The organism is Curtobacterium sp. B8, assembly GCF_000333315.1.
In the GTDB taxonomy this organism is placed as follows: Bacteria; Actinomycetota; Actinomycetes; order Actinomycetales; family Microbacteriaceae; genus Curtobacterium; species Curtobacterium luteum.
The window spans coordinates 1-9,346 of sequence record NZ_BACW01000329.1 but is presented as its reverse complement, the minus strand read 5'-3'; the positions used below and the strand labels follow the sequence as shown (position 1 = coordinate 9,346).

Here is a 9,346-nt window from a genome sequence, read left to right as displayed (position 1 = left end):
CGAGCGAGATCGTGTCCCGCACACCGGTCGCGCTGACCACGAGGTCGGCGTCGCGGACGGCGTCGACCAGCGGTGCGACGGCGTGGCCCGCGAAGACGGCCTGCAGCGAGCGGACCGGGTCGGTCTCGGCGACCACGACCCCGAAGCCGAGCGCGCGGAGGACCATCGCGACCCCCTCGCCGACCGGACCGAACCCGGCGACGACGGCCGTGCCTCCCGGGCGGACCCGGTGCGCGCCGGACGCGAGCCGGTCGACCAGGTCGAGCGTCGCGAACACGGTGGACTGTCCGGTGCCGTACCGGTTGTCGAAGAAGGTCTTGGTGCGGGCGTCGTTCACGGCGACGACCGGGATCCCGAGGGTGCCGCGCTCGGCCATCGCGCGCAGGGGTCGGAGGCCGCTCGTGGTCTCCTCCGCGGCTCCGAGCATCGTCGGGAGGAGGTCCGGGCGCTCCTGGTGCACGAGCCGGATGACGTGCGCGCCGTCGTCGAGGACGATGTGCGGCGCCGTGTCGAGCATCGCCAGCGCGAGCTCCTTCTGCTCCGCGAGGGTCACGCCCGCGCGGGCGAAGACCCGCAGGCCGGCAGTGCGCAGGACATCGGCGACGGCGTCGTCGGTCTCGTCGCCGTGGGCGTAGACGACGACCTCGGCCCCGGCGTCGCGGAGCAGCAGGGCGAGCACCGCGGTCTTCGGCTCGAGCACCATGGCGACCGCGATCCGGCTGCCGCGGAGGAGCCCGCCGGCCCCGAGCTCGCCGGCGACCGAGCGGCACACGGGCATCCAGCGGCGTGCCCAGCGGACGCGGGCCTCGGCGGCGGGATCGGTCTCCGGGTCGCGCCCGGTCGACACCAGGTGCACGTCGTCGGACAGCAGCGGACCCCGAGCACGCCGGGCCGGACGGGGGCGACCGGCCCGAAGGCGTCCTCGTCGACGGCGGGGACGTGGCGGCCGGCTTCGACCACGACGAGCGCGGCCCCGCGGGGTCGGTCGGCCTCGCGTTCGATCGCGGGCGTGGTCTCGGCCGGGTCGCCGAGGCCCCAGAGGTGGTCGACGGGTTCCTGTTCTCCCCCCGGCCGGGCGCCGAGACCGGTCACCAGGGCGTGGAGCACGGCGACGTCGGCTGGGTCCCCTCCCACGATGCGGAACCGGCGTGCGGCGACGAGCAGGTTCGTGGCGCGGCGAAGCGACGGACCGCGGCGGAGGCCCAGGCGGCCCGGGCGGGGTCGGGTCGCTGCGGCATGGGGACATCGTAGAGCGCGGGGGCGACGGGCCGGTGCTGCGTCCGGGTCGGTGCCGGGGGGGGGGGGGCGGGTCAGTGCGCGTGCGGAGGTGGCGTCCGCTCCCAGGTGGAACTGTCGGTACCGGCGTCGTCCACGCCGACGAGCCATGCGGGTGGCGCGACGCGCTGCGGATCGGCCTCCACGGCAGCGGCAAGCGCCCGGTCGGTCCGCCGGTGCCCCACGAGGACCCTCACGAACACGGAAACCCCGATCGCGGTCACCACGGCGAGGCCCACAACGTAAAGGGTCGTCAAAAGCGTCGCGACGTCCGCGGGCACAAACTGCCCACGCGCGGCGGAAAAGGGCGTCCCGGTGAACACGAAGGCGAGCAGCGTCCCCAACGTCGAGTTGCTGTCCCAGAGGCCGTGCAGGAGCGACACCCCGACGTAGGCCACGAGCACCGTCCACGACCAGCGCAGCCGCACCCCGCCGCGTGCGGCACCGAACAGGACCGCCCCGAGGATCGCCGTCCAGAGCACGTGCCCGACCGGGGAGAGGATCGCCCGCACCACCTCGGTCTGGAGCAGCGAGACGAGGTCGATGCCCCGCGAGGTGATCGCCGCGTTGAAGGCGTAGCCGGCGGACTCGAACGCCGCGAAGCCCGCACCGACCGTGGCGCCGAGGAGTGCACCCTGCCGTGCCGACTTCGGCCGGACCCGCCAGGCGACGACGACGAGCAGCACGCCCTTGACGAACTCCTCGACGAAGCCGACCGCGATGTACAGCAGCGCGTCCTGCCGCAGGTTCGCCTCGAGCAGCGAGGCGCCGAGCACGCCGAGGATGCCGCCGACGAAGAACGCCGTGACGAGCTGCATCGTGCTGATCGTGCCGGTCACGCGCTCGATCACGAAGAGGACGACGGTGAAGGGGACGAGGAAGCTCCCGAGCAGGATGATCGTCGGGACGAGGTTCGTGTTCTGCGTCACCACGGTCACGACGATCGTGACGACCCAGAGGAGGAACCCGGAGAGCAGCGTCTTCCACCACCACCCGTGACGGTGGTGGGGGTGGACCGCGGCGACGTGGAGGCTCATGCTCCGATGGTGCTCCGCCCGGCCCGGTGCGGCTCGGGAATGTACGGGAGGCGCCCGGCGTCGTACCCCGCATGGCTGAGACGACGTTCGACAAGGTGACCATGTTCGGCGCTGACTGGTGCCGCGACTGCCGGCGCTCGAAGGCGCTGCTCGACGGGCTCGGGATCGACTACGACTACGTCGACGTCGAGGCGGACCTGTCGGCGGCCGACCGTGCCGAGGCGATCAGCGGACGGAAGAACATCCCCGTGGTCGTGCTCCCGAACGGGAAGCACTTCGTGGAGCCGTCCGACGCGGAGCTGCGCGGCGAGCTGGAGGCCTCCGGGATCGTCTGAGCCGGGCGTCCGGCGGGCTGATCGGCGTTCCTGGGAGCGCGCTGATCCACCGGGGTGTTGTGTCTGGTGCTGAATCCACCTCGGTACCCCACCGAGCGGGACGAACCCCACACAAGGAGGCACATCGTGCTCGGTCTCATCATCAGCCTGATCGTCATCGGACTCATCGCCGGCGCGGTCGCGCGTCTGGTCATCCCCGGCAAGCAGAACATCGGCATCCTCATGACGATCATCCTCGGCATCGTCGGGTCGTTCGTCGGGGGCTTCCTCGGCTACCTGATCTTCAACCACGACGCCTCGGGTGGCTTCTTCCAGCCGGCCGGCATCATCGGGTCGATCATCGGCGCCATCATCGTGCTCTTCATCTACACGCGGTTCGCCGGTCGGGGCGCCCGCACCCGCTAGGGGCACCAGCGAGCAACACACACGGGAGGCACGGTGCGCGTCGGACGCGCACCGTGCCTCCCGTCCGTGTCGGGCTGGTGACCCCCTGGCCCACGGGTCACCCCGCGGCCAGCCTGCCCATCTCGGACACCACGGTGCGCAGCCGCTCGGCGAGGTCCTCCCGCGACGTCACCGCGAACCGGTGCGCGACCTCGATCATCGCCGCCATCACGAGCGTGACCGCGGTCCGCGCGCGCCCGTCGTCCGCGCGCTCCGTCGCCGCCGCCACGATCTCGACCCGGGCGTCCGCCATCCACTGGAGCATCGTCGGGACCATCTCCGGCCGGGCCTCCACGAGGGCCTTCATGCGCCGGCGGTCCTCCGGCAGGGTCACGGTGCTGGCGACGAGCTCGCACAGGTCCGCGACGAGGGGACCCCGAGCGGCGGTGAAGGCCGCGCGGGCGTCGGCCGGGACGGTCGTGGCGGGCAGGCCCAGCGCCGCGTGACCCTTCGACGGGAAGTAGTTGAAGAACGTGCGGGACGAGACGCCCGCCGCCCCGCAGATCTCCTCGACGGTGACGCCGGCCAGCCCGTGCGCGGTGACGAGGTCGAGCGCGGCGCCGTGGATCGCGGCGCGCGTCTGCTGCTTCTTCCGCTCGCGGAGCCCGCACTCGGGTCCGGCGACGACGGGGCCGGGGCCGCCCGCGGGAGTGCGGGCGGCTCCGGTCGGCTCAGTCGCCCGAACGGCCGTGCTGACCACGGATCGACCCGTTGTTCGGAGCGGTCCGCGAGCCCATTGTGTCCGCGGCAGCGACCGCCTGAGCTCGAGGTCGTCCGCGGTGCCCGCCGTGTCGGCCTGCTCCTGGAGCGCCGAGCTCTTCCGGAGCGGCGGCGCCTGAAGAACCAGCTGAGGACGAAGGCGAGGAGGATCACCGCGAAGCCCACCCAGTAGACGGTCACGGCCGACGTGTTGAACCCGGTCATGAACGGCCGCGTGAGGGCTGCGTCCGCGCCGTTGAGGTACGAGGTGTCGCTCGTCTCGGAGCTGCTGCTCGAGCTGTTCGCGTCCGCCCGGTCCTCGATCGTGCTGGAGAGCTTCGGGGTGAGCTGGTCGACCCAGTACGAGCGCTGGGCGGCGTTCGACCAGTCGACGGAGACGGTGCCGTCCTGGACGGTGGCGTGCGCCTCGTCCGCGACGGCGGCGAGGGCCTGCTGCTCGGCGGCGGGGGTGGCCGCGGCGACCTGCTGGTCGATGACCTGCTGCGCTGCGGCGGCGGGTACCGCGCCCGCGGCGACCTGCTGCTGGACGGCGGCGGTCACCTGCTTCGTGACCGCGGCGTCGGCGGCGCCCTTCGCGTCGGAGGACGCCGTGTCCAACTGCTGCTGCACGGACTTCTGGACCGGCTCGATGATCGGGTTCCAGATCTGGTCCATGACGCCCTGGTTCGCCTTCGCCGACGCGACGGTCGGGTTCAGCGCGGCGTCGAGCGCGGACGACAGGTTCGCCTTGTCCGCGGTGGCCTGCAGGATGTTCGTCGGCATGATCGAGAACAGCACGGAGAGCAGCACCGCGGTGCCGAGTGTGCCGCCGATCTGGCGGAAGAACGTGGCCGACGACGTCGCCACACCCATGTCCCGGGGCTGCACCGAGTTCTGCGACGCCAGGGTGATGCTCTGCATGAGCTGACCGAGGCCGAGCCCGATGAGGAACATGCCGATCATGAGGAACCAGAGCGGCTTGTCGATCGTCATGAACGTCAGGACGACGTACCCGAGGGAGACCAGCGCGGTGCCGATCACCGGGAAGATCCGGTACTTGCCGGTGCGGGCGACGATCTGCCCCGAGGCGATCGACGCGATCATCAGACCGCCGATCATCGGGAGCGTGGCGAAGCCGGACTCGGTGGGGGTCAGCCCGGTGACGATCTGCAGGTAGAGCGGAATGGTCAGCATGGCGCCGAACATCGCGAAGCCGACGAGGAAGCCCAGGCCGGTGGCCATCGAGAAGACGCCGGAGCGGAACAGCTTCAGCGGGATGATCGCGTCGTCCTTCATGAGCGACTCGATCACCAGGAACGCGACGAGTCCGATGCCGCCGAGCACGTAGCACGCGATGGCGCCGACCGAGCCCCAGCCCCAGGTGCGGCCCTGCTCGGCAACGAGGAGCAGCGGCACGAGGGTGACGATCACCGACGTGGCGCCCCACCAGTCGATGCGCGGCTTCGCCGTGGCGTCGCCGAACTTCGGCAGGTGCAGGAACGCGATCACCATGATCAGCGCGCCGACGCCGATCGGCACGTTCACGAGGAAGACCCAGCGCCAGCCGGTGATCCACAGGATCTGGTCCGCGCCCGAGAACAGGCCGCCGATGAGCGGGCCGATCACGGAGGAGATGCCGAACACGGCGAGGAAGTACCCCTGGTACTTCGCGCGCTCGCGGGGGGCGAGGATGTCGCCCATGATCGCGAGCGGGAGGGACATGAGCGCCCCGGCGCCGATGCCCTGGAACGCGCGGAAGGCGGCGAGCATGATCATCGACGTCGAGAGGGTGGACAGCAGTGACCCGAGGATGAACACCGCGATGCCGAAGATGTAGAGCGGCCGCCGACCGAACACGTCGGAGAGCTTGCCGTAGATCGGCGTCGAGATGGTCGACGCGATGAGGTACGCGGTGGTCACCCAGGCCTGCTGGTCGAGCCCGTGCAGGTCGTCACCGATGGTGCGGATCGCCGTGCCGACGATCGTCTGGTCGAGCGACGACAGGAACATGCCCGCCATCAGGCCGTAGATGACGAGGAGGATCTGCCGGTGCGACATGATCGGCTTCGCCGGCGCAGACGCCGACGCGACCTGCCGCCCGCGCTGCACCTCGACCGGTGCGGTGGCAGTGGACATGCGGTTCCCAACTCTCAAACTTGCAGACCACGCAACTTTACACCCTCGGCACCTTTGCTACCAATGCATGTTTGCCATCATGCACCGTCTGTGTACGGCTTCTCAGCTAGCGTGACGGCATGGGGCGGATGACCTGGCACGAGATCCCGAGCAGCCTGCGCGCGCGGATCGAGGACGCACTCGGCGCTCCGGTCGTGCAGACCGAGAGCCAGGCGTCCGGGTGGTCTCCCGGCAGCGCCGACCGTGTCGTCACCACCGACCGGCGTCGCGCGTTCGTGAAGGCCCTCGCTCGGTCGCGGAACGGCGACGGCATCGACCTGCACCGTCGAGAGGCGCGCGTGGTGGGCGCGATCCCGCCGGGTGTGCGGTCCCCCGGGCTCGTCGCCGTGTTCGACGAGGTGCACGACGGCGACGAATGGGTGGCGCTCGTCCTCGACGACGTCGACGGCCACCACCCCGGAGCCGACCGGGACGGGCGCGACACCACGGCGGTGCTCGACGCGCTCGCCACCCTGCCACGTGCGACGGGCGTACTCGCGTCCCTCCCCCGGATGACGGACGAACTCGGCGACGAGTTCGGCGCGTGGGACCGGATGCTCGCATCCGGCCTGCCGAGCGTCGTCCCGTCCGCCGTCGCGTCCGCCGCGGAGCGGCTCGCGGACGCCGCCCGCGGGGCCGTCGCCCTCGTCGACGGGGACCACCTCGTGCACGCCGACTGCCGCGCGGACAACCTGCTGGTCGACCGGTAGCGGCGGGTGTGGATCGTGGACTGGCCGTGGGCGGGCGTCGGTGCGCGCTGGCTGGACCCGCTCACCTACCTCCTCGACGTCCTCGTCCGGGGCGAGGACGACGACGTCGACCACCACCTGCTCACCCACCCGGTGTTCGAGGGCGTCGACGCCGCGGCGGTCGACGCCGTGCTCGCCGCGCTGGCGGGGCTCTTCCTCGAGAGGGCGGCGCGTCCGGCTCCACCGAACATGCCGACGATCCGTGGGTTCCAGCGCCGGGAGGGCGTCGCCGCCGCCGAGTGGGTCCTGCGACGGTGGGCGCAGCACGACGGTGCGGGCGCCGAGGGGGACGACGCACCCAGGGTCGGCGCACCCCGGGGCGTACCGTCCACGCCATGACCGACGAGCACCAGGCCACCCGTCCCGAAGACGATGCCGCACGCCTCGGGCTCGTCGTCGTCGGTGAGGCAGCAGCGCTGCACGCCGGCGACGACGCTTCCCTCGACGCGAGCGAGCAGAACATCCGCGAGACCGTCGACAGCATGGTCGACGAACCGCTGACGGACCGGCAGGAGGAGGTCGTGGAACGCCTCGCCTCCGCCGGGGGCACGCTCACGGCCGGTCTCGGCGGGGCCCTCGCGGCCCGGTCGGACCGGAGCGTGGACGACGTGCTCGCGGGGGCGGCCCGGAGCGTGGTCCAACAGCAGCGCCTGTCGCAGGAGCGCGAAGACGCCGACCACCGGGAGCGCCACCGCGAGGACGCCGACCACCAGCAGCGCGAGGACGCCGGTCACCAGCAGCGCGACCGCTCGGACGACGAGGGGCGCGGCGAGGCCTGAACCCCACCGCGCCCGTCGGCGCGCGGCTCACTCGGCGGCCGCGGTCTCCTGTTCCCGCGCCACGGCCCGTGCTGCGGCCTGACCCGTCGTGGTGCTCTTCACGATGTCGCTCAGCGTGAAGCCGGCGGTCGTGCCGAGCAGCGCGTCGACCTCGCTGAACTGGCTCACCACGCTCTTCGACAGCGACCCGGCACCGTCGGAGGAGACCACGGTCAGCTTGTCGATGTTGCTCATCGGAGCGGCGAGCTCGCGGGCGATGCTCGGCAGCGTCTCGATGGCCTTGACCCGGAGGACGGCCTCGGAGTGCTGCGCCAGCGCGTCGGCCTGGGCCTTCGTCGCGTCGGCCTCCGCCTGACCCTTGGCGCGGATCGCGTCGGCCGCTGCTTCGCCCTCGGCTCGGGAGGCGTCGGCGGCGAGCTTGCGGGCGTCCGCTTCGGCCTTCGCCTCCGCCGCGACGGCCTCGGCGGAGATCCGTCGGGCCTCCGCCTGCGCACGTGCGGTCTCGACCTGGGCACCGGCGGCCGCTTCGGCCTCGAGGCGGGTCTTGCGCGCAGCGGCCTCGGCCACGGCGGTGACCTCCGACTCGAGTTCGGCGCGGCGGAGCTCCGCACGCTTCTGCGCGGTCAGCTGCTCCTGCTCCACGACGCCCTGCGCGGCACGGGCGTGGGCGAGCGGACCGGCGGCGGCGGCCTCGGCCGCGGCGCGGTCGGAGTCGAGCTGGAGCGCTGCCCGTCGGATCGCGAGCGCGTTCTCGGCCTCGGCGATCGCCTGGTCGGCGCGGGCGCGGGCTTCGCGGGCCTCACGGTCGGCCTGCGCCTCCGCGTTCTCGGCCTCGAGCCGCACCCGTGCCCGCTCGGCACGGCCGAGGTCGCTGATGTACTCGTTGCGGTCCGAGATGCCCTTGATCTCGAACGAGTCGACGTCGAGCCCCTGGCTGTGCAGCGCGTCCTTCGCGACGTCGAGCACGGCGACCGTCAGCTGGTCGCGGTTGCGGATGATGGTCGACACGTCGGTGGCACCGATCGAGGCGCGGAGCGAACCCGACAAGACCTCCCGTGCGAAGTCGTCGATCTTCTTCTCCTGGCCGAGGAAGCGCTGCGCCGCGGCCCGGATGGACGCGTCGGCTTCGCCGACCTTGACGAGCGCCACCGCTTCGACGTCGATGGTGACGCCGCGGGAGTCCTGCGCGTTCACGTTGATGTCGATGGCCCGCGAGCTGAGGGACAGCTTCGCGACGCGCTCGAAGAACGGTCGGACGAGCACGCCGGCGCCGAGGACGACCTTGATGCCGGACTCGACGGTCTCGGTGCCGTCGGCGTTCTTCACCTTGCGCGACCGTTTGCCGGTGATGATGAGCGCTTCGTCGGCGCCGGCGTTGCGGTAGACGAGCTTGGCGTAGACGAGCGCGACGACCGCGACGACGACGACGCCCACGATGACCAGCGGGACCGCTCCGAGTGCGAACAGGACTTCCATGGCTCCCCCTCGCGGATCCGCTCGGCGGGTGCCGGACCGAGATTCCGCATGTGTTGTTCTGTCCGCTCAGCCTACTGGTCGGCACCGACGGACGGGAGGCACGGTGCCAGCTGGCACCGCGCCTCCCGTCCGTCACGTGGGCGCGTCTAGCGCGCGTCGACCGTGGCGCGCCACCAGTCGTCGAAGGGGGTCGCCGGTACCGCGCGCTTGTGCGCGGTCGCGCGGTACCGGGACTCGATCGCCTCCGCGACCTCGTCCGGCACGTCGTGCCCCTGCAGGTAGGCGTCGATCTCGGCGTAGGTCAGCCCGAGGTTGGCCTCGTCGGTCTGGCCGGGGAGGTCGTCGAGGAGGTCCGCGGTCGGGGCCTTCTCGTAGAG

At 72.0% G+C, this 9,346-nt stretch carries 10 protein-coding genes and 3 pseudogenes; 6 read left to right on the top strand and 7 right to left on the bottom strand.

The features are described 5' to 3' along the window. The coding region (locus I59_RS08410; RefSeq protein WP_187289803.1) for an adenosylhomocysteinase at positions 1-847 on the bottom strand (847 nt) is incomplete at its 3' end. A gap of 92 nt (positions 848-939) precedes the next feature. On the opposite strand from I59_RS08410, the gene I59_RS22780 reads away from it, so the two are divergent. Continuing rightward, entirely contained in the window at positions 940-1,251 is a 312-nt protein-coding gene (locus tag I59_RS22780) for a hypothetical protein (RefSeq protein WP_022903490.1), read from the top strand. A 59-nt stretch (positions 1,252-1,310) separates the two neighbouring features. Here I59_RS22780 and I59_RS08400 read toward each other — a convergent pair whose 3' ends face one another. Next, on the bottom strand, positions 1,311-2,312 hold the full coding sequence (locus tag I59_RS08400; RefSeq protein ID WP_022903489.1) for a PrsW family intramembrane metalloprotease: 1,002 nt from the start codon (positions 2,310-2,312) through the stop codon (positions 1,311-1,313). A gap of 71 nt (positions 2,313-2,383) precedes the next feature. Between I59_RS08400 and I59_RS08395 the strand changes: the two genes are divergently transcribed. Both I59_RS08395 and I59_RS08390 read left to right on the top strand, forming a co-directional pair. Then, the gene (locus I59_RS08395; RefSeq protein WP_022903488.1) at positions 2,384-2,647 is read left to right on the top strand and encodes a glutaredoxin family protein; all 264 of its coding nucleotides are present in this window, start codon (positions 2,384-2,386) and stop codon (positions 2,645-2,647) included. A 126-nt stretch (positions 2,648-2,773) separates the two neighbouring features. Continuing rightward, complete coding sequence (locus I59_RS08390) at positions 2,774-3,052, top strand: GlsB/YeaQ/YmgE family stress response membrane protein (RefSeq protein ID WP_022903487.1); 279 nt, start codon at positions 2,774-2,776, stop codon at positions 3,050-3,052. 97 nt (positions 3,053-3,149) lie between these two features. On the opposite strand, the gene I59_RS23740 is transcribed toward I59_RS08390, so the two are convergent. The 3 genes and pseudogenes from I59_RS23740 to I59_RS23850 form a co-directional block, all read right to left on the bottom strand. Beyond that, complete coding sequence (locus I59_RS23740) at positions 3,150-3,398, bottom strand: hypothetical protein (protein ID WP_307120452.1); 249 nt, start codon at positions 3,396-3,398, stop codon at positions 3,150-3,152. A gap of 192 nt (positions 3,399-3,590) precedes the next feature. Next, a pseudogene (locus tag I59_RS23735) lies at positions 3,591-3,791 on the bottom strand (hypothetical protein); the annotation flags it as partial. 725 nt (positions 3,792-4,516) lie between these two features. Continuing rightward, positions 4,517-5,800, bottom strand: a pseudogene (locus I59_RS23850) (MDR family MFS transporter); the annotation flags it as partial. 245 nt (positions 5,801-6,045) lie between these two features. Here I59_RS23850 and I59_RS20825 point away from each other — a divergent pair. Genes I59_RS20825 through I59_RS08375 form a run of 3 tightly spaced genes read left to right on the top strand, consistent with a single transcriptional unit; the run spans position 6,046 to position 7,493 of the window. After that, positions 6,046-6,675 (top strand): phosphotransferase, encoded by a 630-nt coding sequence (locus I59_RS20825; RefSeq protein WP_049976554.1) that lies wholly within the window; start codon positions 6,046-6,048, stop codon positions 6,673-6,675. Positions 6,676-6,690: 15 nt separating this feature from the next. Then, a complete protein-coding gene (locus tag I59_RS20820) occupies positions 6,691-7,053 on the top strand; it encodes a hypothetical protein (RefSeq protein ID WP_148286143.1) in 363 nt (120 codons plus the stop codon). After that, on the top strand, positions 7,050-7,493 hold the full coding sequence (locus I59_RS08375) for a hypothetical protein (protein WP_022903484.1): 444 nt from the start codon (positions 7,050-7,052) through the stop codon (positions 7,491-7,493). Before I59_RS20820 ends, I59_RS08375 begins: the two co-directional genes overlap by 4 nt. A gap of 27 nt (positions 7,494-7,520) precedes the next feature. Here I59_RS08375 and I59_RS08370 read toward each other — a convergent pair whose 3' ends face one another. Together I59_RS08370 and I59_RS08365 are read right to left on the bottom strand one after the other, a co-directional pair. Further along, positions 7,521-8,969, bottom strand: a complete 1,449-nt coding sequence (locus I59_RS08370; protein ID WP_022903483.1) for a flotillin family protein — start codon at positions 8,967-8,969, stop codon at positions 7,521-7,523. A 146-nt stretch (positions 8,970-9,115) separates the two neighbouring features. Continuing rightward, a pseudogene (locus I59_RS08365) lies at positions 9,116-9,346 on the bottom strand (NAD(+) synthase); the annotation flags it as partial.

Excerpts from the sequence above, each read along its gene's own strand:
- I59_RS20825 (WP_049976554.1), top strand. The coding sequence starts at position 6,046 with ATGGGGCGGATGACCTGGCACGAGATCCCGAGCAGCCTGCGCGCGCGG.
- I59_RS08370 (WP_022903483.1), bottom strand. The coding sequence starts at position 8,969 with ATGGAAGTCCTGTTCGCACTCGGAGCGGTCCCGCTGGTCATCGTGGGC.
- I59_RS08375 (WP_022903484.1), top strand. The coding sequence starts at position 7,050 with ATGACCGACGAGCACCAGGCCACCCGTCCCGAAGACGATGCCGCACGC.
- I59_RS08400 (WP_022903489.1), bottom strand. The coding sequence starts at position 2,312 with ATGAGCCTCCACGTCGCCGCGGTCCACCCCCACCACCGTCACGGGTGG.
- I59_RS08395 (WP_022903488.1), top strand. The coding sequence starts at position 2,384 with ATGGCTGAGACGACGTTCGACAAGGTGACCATGTTCGGCGCTGACTGG.
- I59_RS23740 (WP_307120452.1), bottom strand. The coding sequence starts at position 3,398 with ATGAAGGCCCTCGTGGAGGCCCGGCCGGAGATGGTCCCGACGATGCTC.